This window comes from Pseudomonas sp. Pf153, assembly GCF_001269775.1.
GTDB lineage: Bacteria > Pseudomonadota > Gammaproteobacteria > Pseudomonadales > Pseudomonadaceae > Aquipseudomonas > Aquipseudomonas uvaldensis.
On the sequence record NZ_LHVL01000013.1, the window covers coordinates 31,126 to 51,396 of the forward strand.

General features: G+C 62.0%; 18 protein-coding genes. 11 read left to right on the plus strand and 7 right to left on the minus strand.

The window, feature by feature from the left end:
* Positions 1 to 2: 2 nt before the first annotated feature.
* The 3 genes from AD666_RS09095 to AD666_RS09105 are packed head-to-tail and all read right to left on the minus strand — an operon-like array spanning position 3 to position 3,102.
* Positions 3 to 845 carry a carbohydrate ABC transporter permease gene (locus AD666_RS09095; RefSeq protein ID WP_053150535.1) on the minus strand — a complete coding sequence of 281 codons (843 nt, stop codon included), beginning with the start codon at positions 843 to 845 and terminating at the stop codon, positions 3 to 5.
* A complete protein-coding gene (locus AD666_RS09100) occupies positions 842 to 1,804 on the minus strand; it encodes a carbohydrate ABC transporter permease (protein ID WP_053150538.1) in 963 nt (320 codons plus the stop codon). The genes AD666_RS09095 and AD666_RS09100 overlap by 4 nt, the downstream gene beginning before the upstream one ends.
* A 23-nt stretch (positions 1,805 to 1,827) precedes the next feature.
* Positions 1,828 to 3,102 carry an ABC transporter substrate-binding protein gene (locus AD666_RS09105; protein ID WP_053150541.1) on the minus strand — a complete coding sequence of 425 codons (1,275 nt, stop codon included), beginning with the start codon at positions 3,100 to 3,102 and terminating at the stop codon, positions 1,828 to 1,830.
* 167 nt (positions 3,103 to 3,269) lie between these two features.
* On the opposite strand from AD666_RS09105, the gene AD666_RS09110 reads away from it, so the two are divergent.
* A complete protein-coding gene (locus tag AD666_RS09110) occupies positions 3,270 to 4,835 on the plus strand; it encodes a carbohydrate porin (protein WP_053150544.1) in 1,566 nt (521 codons plus the stop codon).
* 91 nt (positions 4,836 to 4,926) lie between these two features.
* Here the strand turns inward: AD666_RS09110 and AD666_RS09115 are convergent, their stop codons facing one another.
* The gene (locus AD666_RS09115; protein WP_053150547.1) at positions 4,927 to 5,841 is read right to left on the minus strand and encodes a LysR family transcriptional regulator; all 915 of its coding nucleotides are present in this window, start codon (positions 5,839 to 5,841) and stop codon (positions 4,927 to 4,929) included.
* A 256-nt stretch (positions 5,842 to 6,097) separates the two neighbouring features.
* On the opposite strand from AD666_RS09115, the gene AD666_RS09120 reads away from it, so the two are divergent.
* The 4 genes from AD666_RS09120 to pgm all read left to right on the plus strand — a co-directional run bounded on the left by AD666_RS09120 (position 6,098) and on the right by pgm (position 12,483).
* Positions 6,098 to 7,123 carry a zinc-dependent alcohol dehydrogenase family protein gene (locus tag AD666_RS09120; RefSeq protein WP_053150550.1) on the plus strand — a complete coding sequence of 342 codons (1,026 nt, stop codon included), beginning with the start codon at positions 6,098 to 6,100 and terminating at the stop codon, positions 7,121 to 7,123.
* 662 nt (positions 7,124 to 7,785) lie between these two features.
* On the plus strand, positions 7,786 to 9,264 hold the full coding sequence (locus tag AD666_RS09125; RefSeq protein WP_053150553.1) for a hypothetical protein: 1,479 nt from the start codon (positions 7,786 to 7,788) through the stop codon (positions 9,262 to 9,264).
* Positions 9,265 to 9,354: 90 nt separating this feature from the next.
* Positions 9,355 to 10,752 carry a PLP-dependent aminotransferase family protein gene (locus AD666_RS09130; RefSeq protein WP_053150554.1) on the plus strand — a complete coding sequence of 466 codons (1,398 nt, stop codon included), beginning with the start codon at positions 9,355 to 9,357 and terminating at the stop codon, positions 10,750 to 10,752.
* Positions 10,753 to 10,842: 90 nt separating this feature from the next.
* Positions 10,843 to 12,483 carry a phosphoglucomutase (alpha-D-glucose-1,6-bisphosphate-dependent) gene (pgm, locus tag AD666_RS09135; protein WP_053150558.1) on the plus strand — a complete coding sequence of 547 codons (1,641 nt, stop codon included), beginning with the start codon at positions 10,843 to 10,845 and terminating at the stop codon, positions 12,481 to 12,483.
* Positions 12,484 to 12,535: 52 nt separating this feature from the next.
* On the opposite strand, the gene AD666_RS09140 is transcribed toward pgm, so the two are convergent.
* Entirely contained in the window at positions 12,536 to 13,147 is a 612-nt protein-coding gene (locus AD666_RS09140; RefSeq protein WP_053150560.1) for a prepilin-type N-terminal cleavage/methylation domain-containing protein, read from the minus strand.
* Positions 13,144 to 13,596: a type II secretion system minor pseudopilin GspH gene (gspH, locus tag AD666_RS09145; protein ID WP_053150563.1), complete on the minus strand. Its 453-nt coding sequence runs from the start codon at positions 13,594 to 13,596 to the stop codon at positions 13,144 to 13,146. Before gspH ends, AD666_RS09140 begins: the two co-directional genes overlap by 4 nt.
* Positions 13,597 to 13,716: 120 nt before the next feature.
* Between gspH and AD666_RS09150 the strand changes: the two genes are divergently transcribed.
* A complete protein-coding gene (locus AD666_RS09150) occupies positions 13,717 to 14,148 on the plus strand; it encodes a general secretion pathway protein GspC (RefSeq protein WP_053150566.1) in 432 nt (143 codons plus the stop codon).
* A 31-nt stretch (positions 14,149 to 14,179) separates the two neighbouring features.
* On the opposite strand, the gene gspI is transcribed toward AD666_RS09150, so the two are convergent.
* A complete protein-coding gene (gspI, locus tag AD666_RS09155) occupies positions 14,180 to 14,554 on the minus strand; it encodes a type II secretion system minor pseudopilin GspI (protein ID WP_053150569.1) in 375 nt (124 codons plus the stop codon).
* Positions 14,555 to 14,704: 150 nt separating this feature from the next.
* On the opposite strand from gspI, the gene gspG reads away from it, so the two are divergent.
* Genes gspG through gspD form a run of 5 tightly spaced genes read left to right on the plus strand, consistent with a single transcriptional unit; the run spans position 14,705 to position 20,213 of the window.
* Positions 14,705 to 15,154 (plus strand): type II secretion system major pseudopilin GspG, encoded by a 450-nt coding sequence (gspG, locus tag AD666_RS09160; RefSeq protein ID WP_053150573.1) that lies wholly within the window; start codon positions 14,705 to 14,707, stop codon positions 15,152 to 15,154.
* An 8-nt stretch (positions 15,155 to 15,162) separates the two neighbouring features.
* Positions 15,163 to 16,149, plus strand: coding sequence for a type II secretion system minor pseudopilin GspK (gene gspK, locus AD666_RS09165; RefSeq protein WP_053150576.1), 987 nt, complete (start codon positions 15,163 to 15,165; stop codon positions 16,147 to 16,149).
* Entirely contained in the window at positions 16,146 to 17,324 is a 1,179-nt protein-coding gene (gene gspL, locus AD666_RS09170) for a type II secretion system protein GspL (protein WP_053150579.1), read from the plus strand. The genes gspK and gspL overlap by 4 nt, the downstream gene beginning before the upstream one ends.
* Positions 17,317 to 17,856: a type II secretion system protein GspM gene (gene gspM / locus AD666_RS09175; RefSeq protein ID WP_053150582.1), complete on the plus strand. Its 540-nt coding sequence runs from the start codon at positions 17,317 to 17,319 to the stop codon at positions 17,854 to 17,856. Before gspL ends, gspM begins: the two co-directional genes overlap by 8 nt.
* Complete coding sequence (gene gspD / locus AD666_RS09180) at positions 17,853 to 20,213, plus strand: type II secretion system secretin GspD (protein ID WP_053150585.1); 2,361 nt, start codon at positions 17,853 to 17,855, stop codon at positions 20,211 to 20,213. The genes gspM and gspD overlap by 4 nt, the downstream gene beginning before the upstream one ends.
* The last annotated feature ends 58 nt before the right edge of the window (positions 20,214 to 20,271 follow it).

Genomic DNA, 20,271 nt, shown 5'->3' on the forward strand with positions numbered 1-20,271 from the left:
CCTCAGCCCTTCAATGCGCCGGCAGTGAGACCGGAAACGATCCGGCGTTGGAAGATCAATACCAGGATGACCAGCGGGACGGTGACCAGCACCGAGGCCGCCATCAACAGTCCCCAGGGCAGTTCATGGGAGCTGCCGCCGGAAATCAGCGCGATGGCGACCGGCACCGTGCGCTGGGTGTCGGTGAGGGTGAAGGTCAGGGCAAACAGGAACTCGTTCCAGGCGGCAATGAAGGCCAGCAGGCCTGTGGTGACCAGTGCCGGCCAGAGCAGCGGCAGCAACACGCGGGTCAGGGTGACCCAGGACGAAGCGCCGTCCATGATTGCCGCCTCCTCCAGTTCGTGGGGCAGTTGCCCCATGAACGTGGTCAGTATCCAAACGGTAAAAGGCAGGGTAAAAATCGTGTAGCTCAGAATCAGCGCCCAGGACGTGTTGTACAGGCCCAGAGCACGTATCACCTCGAACAGCCCCGACAGCACGGCGACCTGGGGAAACATCGACACCCCAAGAACCAGCATCAATACCGTGCCTCGTCCGCGAAACTTCACCCGGCCCAATGCATAGGCAGCCGTCAGGCTGAGGAACAGCGCCAGCGTGACCACGCTCAGTGAAACCACCAGCGAGTTACCGATAGCGCGCACGAACGAGGCCTGGTTGAGCACTGCGGCATAGTTGGAGAAGTCGGGGTGGTCGATCCAGTAGCTCACCTGGAACAAGGCAGTGGATGACTTCAGCGACGTCACGATGGCGTAGTAGAACGGGAAGATTGCGTACAACAACAGAATCCCGATCAGGCACCAGAACCCGAGACGCAGCAGCGCTTTTTTCAGAAGTCGCGGGTTCATGAGCGGACCTCCATCTGACGGCGTCCGAGGTACAGGTACACCATGGCGATCATGGCTACGACCAGAAACAGCAACGTCGAGGCTGCGCTGCCGTAACCTACATCCTGGAATTCGACCAGGTGCTGGCGGGCATAGACCGACATGCTCATGGTGCTCGAGGCGTTCGAGGTCAGCACATAGATCACATCGAACACCCGCAGGGCGTCGAGAATGCGGAAGATCGCGGCCACGAGCAACGCGGGCAGCAGCAATGGCAGGGTGACGCGCCAGAACACGTTCAACGGGTGGATGCCATCGACTCTCGCGGCTTCGTAGCAATCGCCCGGCAACATCTGCAGGGCTGCCAGCATCAACAGCGTGACGAAAGGGACGGTTTTCCAGACATCGACGATAATCACTGCCCACATCGACAGGTCCGCGTCTGCCGTCCAGGCTAGAGGCGCGTCAATCAGCCCGAGGCCCAGCATCAGATGATTGATGATGCCGAACTGGTCATTGAGCATCCATGACCAGATCTTCGCCGAGACAATGGTCGGGATTGCCCAGGGAATCAGAATCAACGCCCGCACCAGGGAGCGTCCGGTGAACTTGATGTTCAGTAGCACGGCCACCAGCAGCCCCAGGACCATCTCCAGTCCCACGGACACTACGGTGAAATGCAACGTGTTGCGCACCGCATTCCACCATTGCGGATCGACCAGCACGCCGGACCAACCCGAGCCGCTGTAGAACAGATAATTGCTCAAGCCGACAAAGGCGCCGCCCGTGGTGTCCGCCAGGCTGGCATCGGTCAGGCTGAACCAGAACGTGCGCAGCAGTGGCCAGGCCGCGACCAGGGTCAGACACAGTAGCATCGGCGCCAGGAACAGCCAGGCGGCGCGTACTCGGCGACGTTGCAGGGGCGTTTCCCGGGCCGGCAGGAGTTCGGCGCCGGGCGCATGGGCAGAAGAGACAGACATGGTGATTTTCCTTCCTTAGAGACTTACCAGTTCCGGCGTTTGATCCGTGTGAGTTCACTTTCCAGTTCCGCCAGTGCCTGGTCGACGGGCAACTCGCCGGCGAGCACTCCGTGCACCTGGTCGAAGAACGCATTGGAGACCCGTGGGTAGCGGGCGGCCGTGATGGCAGCAGGACGCATGACGCCATCGTTGAGAATGCTGTGCAGTTGGGCGTAGTACGGCATGGCCGCGAGCAGCTCAGGATCCTGATACAGCGATTCGATCACCGGGTTATAGGCGCCTACCAACGCCCGATGTTTCTGCTGTTGGGCACTGGTCAGATAGCTCACCAACTCTGCGGCAAGCTTTGGCCGGGCGCTGTAGCGCGAAACCGCCAGGCCCCACCCTCCGAGGGTTGATGCATGGCTGCCGGTCGCGCCGCCACGGGGCAGGGGAGCGACGCCGACCTTGTCCTTTACCGCACTGTCCGGGCTTTGCACCAGGGCCCAGGCATACGGCCAGTTGCGCATGAACAGGGCATTTCCGGACTGGAAGACTCCCCGTCCTTCTTCCTCGGTGTAATTGAGCACCCCACGGGGCGAAATATCCCCGATCCAACTCTTTGCCAGAGTCAAGGCCGCTCTGGATGCCGGGGTGTTGACCACGATGTCGCCCTTCGGACTGACCAGGCCGCCGCCCGGTTGACTGCTGATCCATTCCAGCGCATTGCACGTCAGGCCCTCGTAGGCCCGGCCCTGGAAGACATAACCCCAGGCGTTGGCATTCCCGGCGTTGCGCTCCGCCAGTTGTACATCCCTGGCGGTGGCCGTCATTTCCTCCCAGGTCTGCGGCACCGGCTTGTTGTATTTATCGAGCAAATCCTTGCGGTAATACAAAAGCCCCGAGTCGGTGAACCAGGGCATGGTCACCAGCCGTCCATCCACCGTGGCGTTATCCACCTGTGCCTGGAAGTAGCCCTGGGTGGCGTTGGCGGGGAGCACCTCGCGCAAATCCATCAGGTGGTTGGCCAGCATACCCGGCCAGACCATATCGATCTGGATGACGTCGATGTCACTCGACTGCGCACTGAGGATCTGCTGGTAGAACGACAACCTCTCGGTCGCCGAGTTAGGGGTGGAAACCACATCGACGCTGTGACCGGTCTGTTTCGACCACGCTTCGACAGCCTCCTTGCACAGTTGAAGCTCTGCACCCACCGCACCGCAGGAGATCGTCAGATCGGCTGCGCTGGACAGGGCGGGAAGCCCTGCAAACGCGCTGATCAATGCAGCTGGAAGGAGCGATTTGAGTCGTTTCATAAAGTCCTCTTTATTTTTGTTTTTATAAAAGTTAACGTTAACATCGCCAAATGTAGCAGCGTATTTGCGATCAGGCATCTCTTTTTTGAAGGAATGTGACACCCGGTTCCCAGGAAGAAAGGGCGCTCGCAAGACAGAACAATAAAAACAAGACAGGGAAAATCCACATGCAGAAAGCATCAGGCTGGTTTATCGCAGGCATGCTCGGGACCTCAACGGTCACGGCCCAGGCCGCGACACTGGAGGAGCGCATGGCCGCTTTCGAAGCTCGCACCAGTGCAGCGGAACGGCGCGCCGCTGCTGCCGAACAACAAGCCCAGGCACTCGCCAGGGAGCTGCAACAACTCAAACTCAGCACTCCAGCCTTGCAACCGACAGCGTCTGTCACGCCCCACACGGTGACGCCCACGGTGGATGAACGGTTGGCAAAGCTCGAAGCCAGTCAGCAACGCGTTGAAAAAGCGGGCAGTGGCTCGCATCTCACGGACGGGTTCAGCTTCAAGGGCTATGCGCGCTCCGGATTGCTGATCAACGATGGGCTGGGCGGCGGTCGCGGCGGGCCCTACACCACCCCGGCCGGTTCCGTCGGTGGCGCGGTCGGCCGGCTTGGCAACGAAGACGACACCTACATGCGTATCGACTTGTCAAAAGAGCTGTATGCGCAGAACGGCACCCGATCCAAATTCACCGTTTCCATCGCCGATGGCGTGGAAAGCTCCAACGACTGGACGGCAGAAGAAAGCAACCTGAACGTGCGCCAGGTCTTTACCGAACTCGATCATCTTGCCGCTTTCAAGGGCAATCCGATGTTCGAAAACGCCACCCTCTGGGCAGGCAAGCGATTCGACCGGGACAATTTCGATATCCATTGGCTGGACTCGGACGTCGTCTATCTGGCCGGTACCGGCGGCGGGATCTACGACGTGCAGATGAGCAAGGACTGGCGTTCGAATTATTCCCTGGTCGGGCGCAATTACGGGGACTTCAGTGAGGGTGGGGTCAATGCGGATGTGGAGAGCTACATCCTGACCTCCAACCAATTTTTCGACAACGGACAGTGGCAGTGGATGTTCAACGCGATCGGTTCAAAGAAAAACGATTTCGCTACCCGTGCCAATGAGGCGGGTTTTACACCGGCGGATTCCGGTCTGCACAGCATGGTCGCCAATCATCAACGCAACTTTTTCGGCAGGGAAGGCTTCTTCAAGACGGCGCTGCTCTATGGGCAAGGCCTTGGCGCGGAGGTCAAGAACGTGGGGGCGGACGGCGAACTCATCGACGAGGCTCGCGCCCTGCGCCTGGCGCTTTACGGCGAAACCCCGATTGCAGCTGGCTGGCGCATCGGTCCCAGCCTGCTGGCCGAGCAGAGCAAGGATCGGTACGTCAAGGGTGACGACTATCGCTGGATGACCCTGAACGTGCGATTGGCCAATGAGATCAACAGCAATTTCGAGATGGCCTACGAGATCAGCTGGCAGACCATGGACCTTGATCCCAAGGGCTATATGCAACGCAACGCGGTCGACGGTAACTTCTGGAAATTCACCGTCGCACCGACATTCAAGCCCGATTTGGGAGACCTGCTCACGCGCCCTGAATTGCGCCTGTTTGCCAGTGTCATGAATTGGTCTTCGGATCTGGACAGGTACAGCGCTTCGGATTCGTTCGGCAAGACGGACTTCAATGCCGGTGGTGTCTGGCAGTACGGGATTCAGATGGAGACGTGGTTCTAGGAAGCATCACTTGGGCGCTCGTCATGCAGGCGTCTGCCAAGGTGGTGGGCGGGAAGGGCACTCCATTCCTCCCCCATCTCGGCAAATTTTTTCAAAGACTATCCGGATCCCCGAAAAACATCTGAATCCGCGAACGCAACCAACGCTCTCCCGGATCATTATCCTGTGACCCACGCCAGGCCATGTGCAGTTCGAAACTGCGCACCGGAATGGGCGGATCTTCAGCGCGCACGCCCCCCGCGGCCGTCAGGGCGTCGGCGGTGTAGTCCGGCACGGTGGCGATGATGTCGGTGCCCGACAGCAGTGTGCTCAAGCCGTTGAACTGCGGAACCGCCAGTACAACGTGGCGCTTGCGGCCGAGCTTTTCCAGTTCTTCATCGATGAAACCGCTCAGGTCGCCGGCAAACGACACCAGCGCATGGGGGCGGGCGCAGAATTCGTCCAGGGTCAACTGCCCAGGCGCGGTGTCGGCCCGTAGCACCTTCGGCGAGCTGCGCCGCAGTACCTTGCGCTTGGCATTGGCCGGCAGGTCATCGGTATAGCTGACCCCGATGGAAATCTCTCCGGACGCCAGCAGGCTCGGCATCAGGATGTAGTTGACCCGACGCACCACCAGCACGATGCCGGGTGCTTCGGCACGCAGGCGCTTGAGTAGCATGGGCAGCAGGGCGAACTCGGCATCGTCCGAAAGGCCGATGCGAAACACCGAAGTGCTGGTGGCCGGGTCGAATTCCGCTGCCCGGCTGACCGCCGTGGAAATCGAATCCAGGGCCGGGGACAGCAACGAGAAAATCTCGATGGCCCGCGCCGAAGGCTCCATACTGCGGCCGGTGCGTACGAACAGCGGGTCATCGAACAGGCTGCGCAGCCGCGACAACGCCGCGCTGATGGCTGGCTGGCCAAGGAACAGCTTTTCGGCGGCGCGGGTTACGCTGCGTTCATGCATCAGTGTTTCGAACACGATCAACAGGTTCAGGTCGACACGACGCAGGTCATTACGATTCATCTGGGGTCCTGGCAGATTCGGCAAGCTTGACGTGAGCGGCCATTTAAGAACAATGGCCGGCATGAATCTTACGGGGAAAGGCTGGTACTCTGCACCGGCTAATTGAATTTTCCTAGGCTGATGCCTACAGGATTGGTTCGTTTTTTGGCTGCGGAATCAATGACAGGCATGTCGACTATTAATAGCCACTGATGGTCATGGGTAAAAAGCCCGGATAGAGTTCATGGCATTAGAGGTTACTTTGACGAGGTTTGCGATGTCCCGCACGATCCGTTTTCACAAGTTTGGTGGTGCCGAAGTGCTCAAATGCGAAGAGCAGACGACGGCTCTTCCTGCGCCAGGAGAAGTGCAGGTCCGCGTAGAAGCGATCGGGATCAGTTGGTACGACACCCTTTGGCGCCAGAACCTGGCGTCGTCACAGGCACGGCTGCCCTCTGGCCTGGGTCATGAAATGGCTGGCGTGGTGACCGCCGTGGGTGACGGTGTCGATGATCTGGCGGTAGGCGACAAGGTTGCCAGCTTCCCCGCCGAAAGTCCGAACGATTATCCCGTTTACGGTGAGGTTATCGTGTTGCCGCGCACCGCGTTGACCCGGTACCCCGACGTCCTGAGCCCGATCGAAGCCGCCGTGCACTACACGCCGCTGCTGATCGCGTATTTCGCCTATGTCGACCTGGCACGGGTCAAGCCCGGGCAGTTCGCCCTGGTGACCGACGCCAGCCATTGCGCCGGTCCATCCTTTGTTCAATTGGGCAAGGCGCTGGGCGTGCGGGTGATCGCTGCCACCAAGACAGTGGAAGAGCGTGATTATCTGTTGTCGCTGGGGGCCGAGAAAGTCATCGTCACGGAAGAGCAGGACTTGCTGATGCAAATCAACAAGCTCACCGACAATCGAGGCGTCGACGTGGTGTTCGATGGGCTCGGCGGGCCACAGATGTCTTTGCTCGGTGATGTGCTGGCGCCGCGGGGCAGCCTGGTGTTGTACGGCCTGCAAGGCGGCAACCAGACGCCATTTCCGGCCTGCGCGGCATTCCAGAAGAACATCCAGTTCTTTGTACACTGCATTGGTAATTTCACCGGCAAGCCGGAACTGGGCATTATCCAGGACCATGTAGCGTTGCAACGGGCGCTGCGCGATATCAACCAATTGACGGCCGATCGCGTACTGTTGCCTCTCAAGACCCGAGTTTTCCCGTTCGGGGAATTTGTCGAGGCTCACCGCTACATGGATGAATGTCCTTGCCGTGAGCGCGTTGCCCTTCAGGTTGTCGATCCCGCCTGATTCCCGTCTCGCGCAAGAGCCAACGCTCCGGGCTCTTGCGCTCCCTGCGACCTGACCGGTCATCCCTGTCCATTATCCGAACGCTGACGGCTGTGAGCGGTTGCGGATGATGGTGCTGCCTTCTCGCTCGAACCGACTCCGTTTGCCGTTGCGCAACTGAGCTGGTTTTTGCCATTAATCTGTATCTTCTAATCATTATTGAAGTCCTGATAATTGAACGCTGGTTTTCAGCTCAAGGAAGAAGTCGTGGTGCAATACACGCTTTGGGAAGGTCTTCATCCTTCAATATCTGTTCAAGAGGTTTCGGTTGTTTCTTGTTCCGGGTTCTTTTATCGAATATCAGAAAAACAATGTGGGGCAGGTGTCCAACCAAAGTTCGGCATGTTCTTTGTTTTCTGTACTCGTTGTCTGTGGGACGTTGTCGGAAATGTCCTAGGACGTGCCGGCGGACCGGTTAGAGTCAATGACTGTGCGGGTTTCAGCGAGCCGCTGAAAGGAAATGGGCTAATGCTGGATGTATGTATCAAATAATTACAACAAGCAAAGATCAAGCGTATTACCAATACTCTTTGCAGTAGCGGTACCGTTTCTTTCGCCCATCACGTCACGCAGTCACCTTTGGTGGGTGCGAGGCCGATATTTGAATTTCCAGGTAAACGGTTATGAGTGCAATTCATGAGCAGGCAATGATTCATGTGTATCAACAGATTCTGCAGCGACTGTTAAGTTTCTATTCCCGTGCGGAGCGTACGGCGCTGCAGCTTTTGATTCAACGTCTGATAGTCGCCGCCGGAGGTATCGAACGGATCGGCGATTATCGGGTGCTGACCGTCCAGAACGGGAGCCGGGACAATTTCTATGTCCTGACGGCCCTGAGGGCGGCGCAATTGAGTATTGCCGGCAGGTATCCGGTCACCTTCAACCTGCGTGTTGCCACGCCGCGGTTGAGCGAGACCCGCCAGTCGACCCTGGAAAACATCCATCGCTGCTACAGCGCGTTGTTCGTCTACGATGATCCCCGTGTCGAACTGCTGATGGCCGATAACCGTGAAGTGCTGCCCTTCAACCACCGTCAGCCGTTGTCTGTGGACGGGCACGAGTCCAATCGCATGGACATGCTGGTTCTGGGGCACCTCCGTTCTCCCGACAGTCCCCTGGAGGTCGGTGACGACGGCTATCTGGCAATGGCGGAGTTCTATCGCCACATGGCGCGCTGGGAAGCAGGGGTCGATTCGCTGGTGAGCAGCGATACGCTGCGCCAGCAAAAGCAGTTCATGGCGGGTTTTCGACGGGCGACCCGCAAGATCGGTCTGGTCACCGAGCAAACCTGCACCTTCGACAGCCTCTTCATGCAGCTCGATAACCTTGGCGGCGACCTCTTTCAGCATTTCTACGGGGCGCATCGGGTTCAAGCCTGGAAACCCGAGGGCGGCTTCCAGGCCTGCCGGCGCGTCGGGCACATTGGGATCGATGACCTGATCGTGGGCCGCTCGGAGGAAACCAACTGGCCGCTGTTCAACGAATTCCTGCGGGTACGGACCGACGATTTCATCGCATCGGCGCCGGAAAACGACTACCTCAGTCCGCTGCTGTCGGCTCATTTGCATGGCCTGCAGGCCTATCACCTGCATGGGCGCAGCTACGAGGCGGGCTATGGCGACTACGCGCAGCGAGCCATCATGATCCTGCATCGCAAGCAACTGCCTGAACATGTCTGTGCGCAGGCCCGGGAATTGTTCGGGCCGCCTTCGGCCATTGCCGAACGTCGTGCCCAGGCAGCCCACGAAGCGCTCAAGACGCTGGGGCTCAACGAAGTGCAGCTGGTGTGCATGCTGTTCGCGCCCTTTGTCGAAAAAGGTGCAGGGCTGGAACATTTCCTGCGCTGCTGTCATCCCGGCATGCTGGTGGCGATGCCGGACCTGCACAAAGCCATGCAAGGTGGCGCTATCGCCGATCAGGTGGCTCAGTGGATGGTGGACGTCAGCGGTCTGTCCATCGACATGCTCGGCAGGCTCTACGACGCGAGCATCGCGCTGCCGGAGCGGGAAGCCGCGCCGGGATTCGACCCGCAGCAGGACGTTGCCGAGTCCGACACCGGGACGGGAGCCGACGACCTGTGCGAACGTTCGGTCGGGCATTGAGGGGCGACGCTTGGCGGGTTCTCTCAGCTCACATCCGATCGTTTCAGTTTCGGTACCACGGGTAGCGGTTGCACTGGCGGGCCTGAAGCCATGAAGGGCGGACGAGAAACGGATTTCGCCTATCAGGCGGTTTATCGGTACCTGACAACGTTGATCAACGAGCTGGGCGCAGATGCCCGGGTGCGTCTGCCATCGTTGCGGCAATTGGCCGATCGCCTGAATGTGTCGATTTCCACTATCCAATACGCTTATTCGCTGCTGGAAAAGGAAGGACGGGTCTATCCCATCGCCAAGTCCGGTTATTACGCGCTGCCTGTGCCTAGCATCGCCCCCCTGGACGGAGGGGACGATCTGCTCGAGACGCTCTATGTCAACGCCCGGCGGCCGGGGATGCGGGTGCTCAGTGCGGACGAGCCGGCTTCGCTGGCGCCGCTGGACAGCCCGCTGCTGTTACTTGAACGTGAACTGTTGCGCCAGTATCCACGCACTGCCCAGATGCCTTCGCAACCCTGGGGCGAGCTGGAGCTGCGCACCGTCCTGGCGGCCCGTTACACATCCTCGCCGGCCCGTTGCTGGAATGCCGACGACGTATACATCGGCGCCGACCTGAGGGGCGTGCTGGAAATCCTCATCGCGGTCCTGGAGCTCAAGGGCGCCACGGTCCTGATCGAATCACCCTGCGACTGGACGCTCCTTCGCCTGATGCAGGCGGCTGAAGTCCAGGTTGTCGAATTGCCGTTGCTGGCGGACGGTGAAATCAATCTCGAACAGCTGGAGCAGTTGCTGGCGAAAGAATCGGTGCGCCTGGTGGTGCTCTCCTCGGTGTTGAACATGCCCAGGGGCACTTTGGTTCCCGAAGACAATCGTCGCGCCGTCGCATATTTGCTGGAGAAGCATGGAGCCTGGGTGCTGGAGAACGATAGCTACACGGACCTGGCGTTCGAAACGAGGGCTACGCCTTTTCGCGACCTGCTCGACCCGGACCGCCTGATCGTTTATTCCACCTTCGAAAAGACTGTAGGACCAGAGGCGCCGTACGGATATGTGCTGTCGCGGCAGTTGACTCTGCAATTGCAGCGGCACTTCCTGCTGCGGGCATTTCGCTTGTCACCGATTCGTCAGAAAGCCATTGCCCGGTTGTACAGCAATGGCCGGATCGATCAACACTTGTTGGTATTGCGACGTCTGTTGCGCGAAAGCGCCGCTGTCACGACACAAATGCTGCGCGGGCGGCTGGAGGACAGCGTGCAGTGGGTGGAGCCCCAGGGAGGGGCGACGATCTGGATGTACTCGCGGCGACGGGTGGATCCACGGCGGGTCTTCCAGCGTTTGCTTGCCCAACGGATCGCCATTGCCCCAGGGGAACTGTTCAGTCTCCAGGGCCTGTATGGTCAGCACCTGCGACTGACTCATGCCTTGAGCGGTTCGGATGACATGGACGTCGCGCTTTGGGCGTTGGCCGAGGCCCTGCGGCTGGAGCAAGCGTAATGCAGGCGATGGATCGAACCCATCGCGCCACGGTCGAACTGTCAGTAAACTGCATTCCATTTCCCAAGCCACTCCATTCAGAGGTTTTGCATGACAGTCAGTCCATTTGCGGGCAAGCCGGCGCCGGCAGAGTTGTTGATCGATATCCCGCGACTGGTGACGGCCTACTACACCGGCCGGCCCGATGCCTCGATTGCCACCCAGCGCGTGGCATTCGGCACCTCCGGTCACCGTGGCAGTTCATTCGACCTGGGATTCAACGAGTGGCATGTGCTGGCGATCAGCCAGGCGATCTGCCTGTACCGGCAGGCTCACGGCATCGACGGGCCGCTGTTCGTCGGTATCGATACCCATGCACTGTCGACCCCGGCGGGCGCGAGCGCCCTGGAAGTGCTGGCCGCCAACGGCGTGACCGTCATGATCGCCGAAGGCGACGAGTACACCCCGACGCCTGCGGTTTCCCATGCCATTCTTTGCTACAACCGGGGTCGTACCACGGGCCTGGCGGACGGCATCGTCATCACGCCGTCCCATAACCCGCCACAAAGCGGTGGCTACAAGTACAACCCCCCCAACGGCGGTCCGGCCGATACCCATATCACCAAGTGGATCGAAGCCAAGGCCAACGAACTGCTGGCCAACCAGCTGGCCGGCGTCAAACGCATCAGCTATGAGCAGGCGTTGAAAGCCGAAACGACTCACCGCCATGACTACCTCAACACCTATGTAGCCGATCTGGTCAACGTGATCGATTTCGACGCCATCCGCGCTGCCGGGTTGCGCCTGGGTGTCGATCCACTGGGCGGCGCCGGGGTGCGCTACTGGCCGGCGATTGCCGAGCATTACCGTCTGGACCTGACTGTGGTGAACACTCAGGTGGATCCGACCTTCCGCTTCATGACCGTCGACTGGGACGGACAGATCCGCATGGACCCGTCGTCCAGCCATGCCATGCAGGGGCTGATTGGTCTGAAAGAGCGTTTCGACGTGGCCTTCGCCTGCGATCCGGATCACGACCGACATGGCATCGTGACGCCGTCCGGCGGTCTGCTGGCTCCGAACAACTACCTGGCCGTCGCCATCGACTACCTCTTCCAGAACCGTCCGCAATGGCGTGCCGATGCGGCCGTGGGCAAGACGGTGGTCAGCAGCGGCCTGATCGACCGCGTCGCCCGGCGTCTGGGACGCCGTCTCTATGAAGTGCCGGTGGGCTTCAAGTGGTTTGCCGATGGCCTGTTCGACGGCTCCCTGGGTTTTGGTGGCGAAGAAAGCGCCGGTGCGTCGTTCCTGCGCAAGGATGGCGGTGTCTGGAGCACTGACAAGGATGGTCTGATCCCGGCGCTGTTGGCGGCGGAAATGACCGCCCGTACCGGTCGTGATCCAAGCCAGGCCTACCGTGCCCTGACTGATGAGCTGGGCGAACCGTTCTCGGTGCGTGTCGATGCCAAGGCCAGTGCGCAGCAGAAAGCGCTGTTGAGCAAGCTGTCGCCCGATCAGGTCGCGTCCACTCAACTGGCCGGAGAGACGATCCAGAGCATCCTCAGCCATGCACCGGGCAACGACCAGGCCATCGGTGGCCTGAAGGTCATGACCGAAAACGGCTGGTTCGCGGCACGTCCGTCCGGTACCGAGGACATCTACAAGATCTACGCTGAAAGCTTCATCGGCGATCAACACCTCAAGCAACTGGTGAGTGAGGCGCAGGCGCTCGTGGATGGCGCTATCAGCTGATCTGTGGGAGCGGGGGCTCGCGTAGCGAACGGTCAACGATGGCAACGCCGGCTTACTCCAGCGGCCCCAGCACCTGCCGGTATTTCTCGGTACCCTGGGGCGTCTGGCGGGTCAGGCTGATTTCGATGCCCGCGGGGTTTTCCCGGCGGTTGCCGCTGAGCTTGCGCCAGCCTTCCTCCAGGTCCCAGTAGCGTAACCCGGCTTCGTTGACGCCGCTCAGGACGGCCACGCCCGGTCCGGGAGCGGGCAGTGGGTACTGGCTGCGCGCAGGGCCTTGGGCGCGGTAAAGCGTATCGCCCTTGAGCCACCAGCGCACCCGCTGCAGCTGGCCCTCCCGGACGGCGGCCACGCGGATGACATCCAGGCGAAACCCCCGACCCTCGGCGCTGCGCACGGTGAGGGCGGGCGGGGCGCTGGAGGGCTCGTCGTCGACGCCGGGTTTCATCGGTTCGCTCAATTCGGTGCTGGCGCGCAGGGCCACGTCGCGCTCCAGTTGGTTCAGTACCCGCAGCAGCTCTTCGGTCTGTTCGGTGCTGGCCTGCAGATGGCTGTCGGCCCGGGTCATGCTGTCCAGCCCGCGCCAGGCGATCAGGCTGACCACCGCCATCAGCAGGATCGCCACCATCACTTCAAGCAGGGTAAAGCCCCTCTGGCGGCTGCTCATTGGATGTCTATCCGTCCGGCGGCATTGCGTTGTACGGTGAGGCTGCCGAGACCGTCCGACAGGCGAATCCGTATGGGCTCGGCAATCCATTCGGCACTCAGCACAACCCGTGGCCCAGGATCTATTTCAATGTCCATGGAGGAACTCTGCCACCGACGCGGGCGCAGTTGCGGATCGTCCTTGAAGTGATCCAGGCCGGTGCCCTGGTCGGCACGTCGACTGAAGCCAAATCCCTTGGCATCTGCCCGCCAGGTGATTGGTCGCCCGTCGATACGGGCTTCGGTCTGGGCCAGCTGCAGCAGTTGTGCCAGTCGTCCGGCATCCTGGCGCAGCAACTTCATGGGATCCGGCCTGATGCTCAGGCTCACGGCGGCGCTGGCAATCCCGATGATCACCAGTACCACCATCAATTCGATCAGGGTAAATCCTCGTTGCCTGCCTCGACTCATGGCGCGCTCCTTTGCATCGACCGCCATCGTGCATGGCGAACATGATAAGCGTGTGAAATAAAACGGAGAGAATCGGCGCGTACGCTGAGCATCGGAATCAACACCAAGGAGAGCCAGCCCATGACCTTTATCGAGCGCGTGTCCCTCGCGCAGATTGTGCAAGCGCTGGGCTTGTTGGCGGCGCTGGCCGGCGTGGCGACCTGGTCTTCGCTATTGTCGACACCCGCTCAATCCCGCACACCGGATGCGACTGCGCAACGTCTGGTCGAGCGCCCCGACAATCCAGCATTGCGATGGTTTTCCAGCCAACCGGCGTCGGTGGACATCAAGGTCAGTGGCGTTATGGCCGGCGCTCGTGCAGACGTGGCGATCCTGAGCCTCAATGACGGGCCGCCCCGTGAATTCCTGGTGGGCGAACGGGTGGCGCCCGGCATCCGTTTGGTGTCGATCGAGGCGCAGGCGGTGGTGATCGAACGTGGCAATCAGCAGACCCGGCTGTCCATGGTCCGGTTGCCGGATTCGGTCAGCCTGCCTTCCCTGACGCGCCCTTGACCGGGCTGCTTTGCGCTCATGTGTCCCGCGCTCATTTTTCCCGACCGACCAGGGTCTCCAGCCGGGCCAGCGGCGGCGCTTCGCGGCTACGGTCGGACACGGTCAGTTCGACCCGCAGCATCCGGCCGTTCTGCGCCGGGCGCAGGGTCTGTTCGCAGCGCAGCAGCAGTCGTCCCTGGTCGCAGTCCAACACCCGGGTGCCCGGGGTGAAGCGTGCTTCCAGGCGCAGCTGTGCCAGCTGACTGCGGGCCGCCAGCAGGGCGATGGACTTGTCACGCAGCAGGCCATTGCTCTGCGTCATCACCGCGGCCACGCGTACCGCGGCCGACATGGCCACCGCGATGATCGCCAGGGCCACCAACACTTCGATCAGGGTGAAACCGGTTTGCGGGGCAGGGCGGGACATTGCACAGGCTCGGTCGATGAAGGCAAGCCTCCAAGGCTAGCCGGCGTCCATGACCGATTGACGACGCAAGCTCCTGAGCAATTTCAATATCACTGACATATTTTCTTGCAACACTGCGCCTCGAATCGAATCCAGCGAAGGACCGTCGAGATGCAGATCGCCCGTTACAACGCCCGCGTTCAAGGCCCTGGAAGGCAGCGTGGTTTCACCTTGATCGAGATCATGGTGGTCGTGGTCATCCTGGGCATCCTGGCGGCCATGGTCGTGCCGAAGGTGCTCGACCGGCCCGACCAGGCACGGGCGACGGCGGCGAAGCAGGACATTGGCGGCCTGATGCAGGCCTTGAAGCTCTATCGTCTGGACCACGGCAGCTACCCGAGCATGAACCAGGGCCTCAAGGTGCTGGTGGAGCGGCCCGCCGATGCCAAGAACAGCACATGGCGCTCTTACCTGGAGCGCCTGCCCAATGATCCCTGGGGGCGCCCGTACAACTACCTGAATCCAGGTGCCAATGGCGAAGTCGATGTGTTTTCCCTGGGCGCCGACGGCCAGCCCGACGGCGACGGTGTCAATGCCGACATCGGTTCCTGGCAGTTATAAAGGCCGTGATGCGCACGGATTCGCCCAACGGCGCGAAGCAGCGTGGCATGGCGGTCATCAGCGCCCTGCTGATCGCCGCGGTGGTGGCGGTCATCGCCGGTGGCATGCTGACCCGCCAGACCGTGTTCACCCGCAGCCTGGAGGCCGAGCAGCTGCGTATCCAGGGCACCGCACGCTTGCAAGGCGGGCTGCAATGGAGCCGCCAGTTGTTATGGGAGGCCCGGCAGCGCGACCCCCTGACGCGCTTTGGCCAGCCGTGGGCCAAACCCATCGTGATACCGGGATCGCACCTGCTCGACACGCCGTTCGAAGGACGGCTGGAGGATGAGCAAGGCAAGTTCAACCTGCGCAATCTCGTCGCCAATGAAACGCTGGATCAGGAGCAGGTGCGAGCCTTCGAGCGGTTGTGCGAGCAACTGGGTATCGCCGCAACGGTGCGGGCGCGCATCGTAGAACGGGTCATTGCGGCCTACCCACGCTTGCCTGATCCGGAGCGGACGAACGCGACGGTGGCCGGTCTGGCCATCGAGAGCGGTCGTGATACTTCACCCGGTGCTTCCGCAAAACCGTTGGCGCCTACTCGACCGATGCTGCGTACCTTGCAGGATCTTCGCACGGTCAAAGGTGTCACCCCGGGCGTGCTGGAAACGCTGGCTCCCCATGTCACGATTCTGCCAGCCAACACCTGGCTCAACGGCAACACCGCCAGCGCCCAGGTGCTGGCGGCCTACGTACCGGGTCTGTCACTGCAACAGGCCCAGGCCCTGGTGGCCGAGCGTGACGGCGGCCACTGGTTCATCAATCGCGGCGATTTCGTCAATCGCCTGCGCATGCCGAAACTGGAAACCACCACCGTGAAGGTCGGCATCACCAGTGACTGGTTCCGTCTGCGGGGGCAAGCGCGCAGCGGCCATCGACGGGTGGAACTGGACGCGTTGTTGCAGCGCAGCCAGGACCGCTTGCCCCAGGTGATCTGGTCACGGGTGGGCGTATGAGGCGCTTGCGGATAGGGTTGGCGCCACTGGGCAGCCTGGACCTGGACAGTCCGCTGGCGTTTGCCTGGCTGGACCGGCAGGGGCAAGTGATCGAGCAAGGACACAGCAGCCTCCGTGCGTTGGGCCAGATCGCGAAGAACCTCCCGGTAGAGTGTTTCCTTCATCCACGGGACAGCGTACTGACCTGCCTGGCGTTGCCACGATTGCCGACGGCCAAAGTCACAGCGGCCGTGACGTGCGCGGCCCAGGCCCTGATGCTGGGGGCCAGCGAGCAGATGCAGGTCGCCCATGGCCCTCGGGACAACGATGGGCAGGTGCAGATTGCGTGGTTGGAACGCGAGTCGCTCAAGGTACTCGGCCAGTTGCTCAGCCAGGCCGGCCTGAGGTTGCGAGGCCTCTACCCGGCGCCGTACGCCTTGCCCGCGCTCGCCGGGCCGACGGCCTGCATCGATGACGGGCACCTGCTGGTGCGCCATGGGGCGCAGTCAGCCACCGTGCAGCCATTGCTGGAGGGCACGCTGGACGAATGGCTGATGGAGGTGGGGCCAGGACTGCATTGGGTCGGCGAGCCGCCTCGGCCGTCCATCACGGGCGTGCCGGCCGCCCAGCGCTGGGTCGGGTCTGCGCCAGGGTGGGGGTTGCATGCCGGACTGACCCAGGGGACGAGCGGGCGTGGCGGCTGGGGCCGGGCGGTGGCGATGTGCGCGATGGCCCTGGTCGTGTGGGTCGTCGGCCTGAACCTCTACGCCACTCGCCAGGCCGCCGAAGGCCAGCGTCTGAAAGCGCAGATGAGCCAGCGGGTGAAGCAGGCGTTTCCGGCGTTGCCGGTGATCCTCAACCCCTTGCAACAGGCACGACAACAAATCACTGCTCGCCGCGAGGGGGCCGCGACGGACCCGACGCAACGCTTCGCCAGTCTCGTGCAACAGGCCGCTAGTGCGATGCCGTTCATGGCGGGCAACCTGCAGACACTGGTGTTCGAGCACGATGAGCTGCGCCTGACGGTTGTGGGAGAGGTGCAGAAAGCTTCCGCCGAAGGCGACTGGAAAGCGCCCCTGGCCCAGGCCGGTATCGACGTCGCTGTCATCGACCAGGGCTGGGCCCTGCGCGTAGCCCCGACCGGGGCGACCGCCCAGGACACTCCCGACGACGCTTCGGAAACCGACGATGAATAAGCAATCTCTGGTGCTATTGAGGGCCCGCTGCCAAAACGTCTGGCGGGGCCTGGCGGTGCGCGAACGACGGGCGGTGACGCTGGCGGCACTGGTGTTGGGCGGATGCCTGGTCTGGTTGACATTGATCCAGCCGCCACTCAAAACCATCGCTTATTGGCAAGTCGAAACGCCGAAGCTGCGCTCGCAGAGCGAAGCCCTCGAAGCGTTGCTTCGCGATGCCGGCGGCCCCTCCCAGGGCCAGTCCCTCGAAGTGGCCCTGCGCCAGACCCTGGAGGCCAGCGGACTGGGCGAGCATTATCAGTTGCAGCTAACCGAAACCCACTCCCAAACCTGGCAACTGACGTTCGACGACGCCCCCGCCGATGGGGTGATGGGCTGGCTCTTGAGCAACCCCGGAGCATTTTCCCTGAAAGTGATCGAGGCCCGTTTGCAACGCACGGCCCCGGCCAACTCCGATGACACCGACACCGCCGGCATTTTGTCCGGAACCGTTCGCATGGACCAGGCGCAAGGCGCTAAGGAAGCTTCATGAAGGAGGCCAGATATCCGCGTCATTGGCGCAAGGCCGCGCCGCTGCTACTGCTCGCCTTGAGCGCTTGCAACAGTACGCCGCCAGCCTCGCAACCACCGTTGCTGGTGGACAGTGAACTGGGCATGCCCCTGGGCAGCACTCAGCGCAGCGGCGACGCCTTGCTCGACCGCCAGCGGGCCCAGGCCCAGCGCGAGCAGAAAGCACCGGTCCGGCAGCCGGTCGACCTCACGTCCCGTGCGCGTGAGTCGCGCAATAGCACACCGGCGCGCAACCCGCTGGGGGAACAACCTGTGACGTTGAATTTTGTCGACGCCGATATCCAGGCCGTCGTGCGGGCCTTGTCCCGTTCCACCGGGCAGCAGTTCCTGGTGGACCCCAGGGTCAAGGGCAACCTGACCCTGGTGTCCGAAGGCCAGGTGCCGGCCCGCCAGGCTTATGACATGCTGTTGGCGGCGTTGCGCATGCAGGGTTTCAGCGTGGTGGATGTCGGTGGCATCGCCCAAGTGGTGCCCGAAGCCGACGCCAAGCTGCTGGGCGGACCGATCTACAGTGCCGACAAACCGGCCGGTAACGGCATGCTGACCCGCACCTTTCGTCTGCAGTACGAGAACGCGGTCAACCTGATCCCGGTGTTGCGGCCGATCGTTTCACCGAACAACCCGATCAATGCCTACCCCGGCAATAACACCATCGTTGTCACCGACTACGCCGAGAACCTGACGCGGGTGGCGCAGCTCATCGAGGGCATCGACACCCCGAGCGCCATCGACACCGACGTGGTGCCGGTCCAGAACGGTATCGCCGTGGATATCGCGCAGATGGTTTCCGACCTGCTGGAAACCCAGGGCGGCGACCAGACCCAGAAGATCAACGTGATCGGCGATCCGCGCTCCAACGCCATCATCATCCGCGCCGGCAGCCCCGAGCGCACCGAGCTGGCGCGCAACCTGATCTACAAGCTCGACAATGCCCAGAACAACCCGAGCAACCTGCATGTGGTGTACCTGCGCAACGCCCAGGCCGGCAAGCTGGCCCAGGCTCTGCGCGGGCTGCTGACCGGGGAAAGCGAGGGCGAGGACAGCGACAACTCGCGCCAGGTGCTCAGCGGCATGGGGGCCAGCACCAACGGCCAGGGCGGGCAGGCTAGCAGCGATGGGGGCGGCAGCAGCACCAACGGCACTGCTTCAGCCACTGGCAGCAGCTACGGCCAGGGCAGCGGCGGGTATACCCCGGCATCGACGCAAAACGAGCAGAACCCGGCCTTCAGCGCCGGCGGCGTGACCATCCAGGCCGACGCCACTACCAATACCTTGCTGATCTCTGCGCCGGATCCGTTGTACCGCAACCTGCGGGAAGTCATCGACCTGCTGGACCAACGCCGGGCCCAGGTGGTGATCGAAAGCCTGATCGTCGAGGTCGGCGAGGACGATGCCAGCGAATTCGGCGTGCAATGGCAGAGCGGTAACCTGGGAGGCAGTGGTGTGATCGGTGGGGTCAACCTTGGCGGTACGGGTCTGAACCTCAACGGCAAGACCAGCATCGACGTGTTGCCCCAGGGGCTGAATCTCGGGGTCGTCAATGGCACCGTGGATATCCCCGGCATCGGCAAGATCCTCGACCTCAAGGTCCTGGCCCGCGCCTTGAAAAGCAAGGGCGGCACCAATGTGCTGTCGACGCCGAACCTGCTGACCCTGGACAACGAAGCAGCGAGCATTTTCGTTGGCCAGACGATTCCATTCGTCAGCGGCAGCTATGTCACCGGCGGCGGGGGCACCAGCAACAACCCGTTCCAGACCGTGACCCGCGAGGAAGTCGGCCTGAAGCTCAACGTCCGGCCGCAGATTTCCGAGGGCGGCACGGTCAAGCTCGATATCTACCAGGAAGTCAGCAGCGTCGATAACCGCGCTTCGAGCACCACCGGGATCGTCACCAACAAGCGCGCCATTGACACCAGCATCCTTCTCGACGACGGGCAAATCATGGTCCTCGGGGGGCTGTTGCAGGACGGCTACAGTCAGAGCAACGACGCGGTGCCGTGGTTGTCGACGATTCCCGGCATCGGCGCGTTGTTTCGCAATGAGCGGCGGCAGATCACCAAGACCAACCTGATGGTGTTCCTGCGCCCCTACATCATCCGCGACACCGCGGCCGGGCGCGGCATCACCCTCAACCGCTACGACTTCATGCGCCGCGCCCAGGGCCTGCTGCAACCGGACCGCAGCTGGGCCATGCCGGACATGCAGGCGCCGCAATTGCCGGCCTCGGCCAGGGCGATTCCCGGTGCGACGCCGGTCGGGCTGCAAACCCCGAGGGCGGCGATCAAGGCGGTGCCGGCCGAACCAGGTACGCATCGATGAACACCCATCCTGTGAGAGCGGGCCTGCTCGCGATGAGGGCCACCCGGTCAGCCTCCAG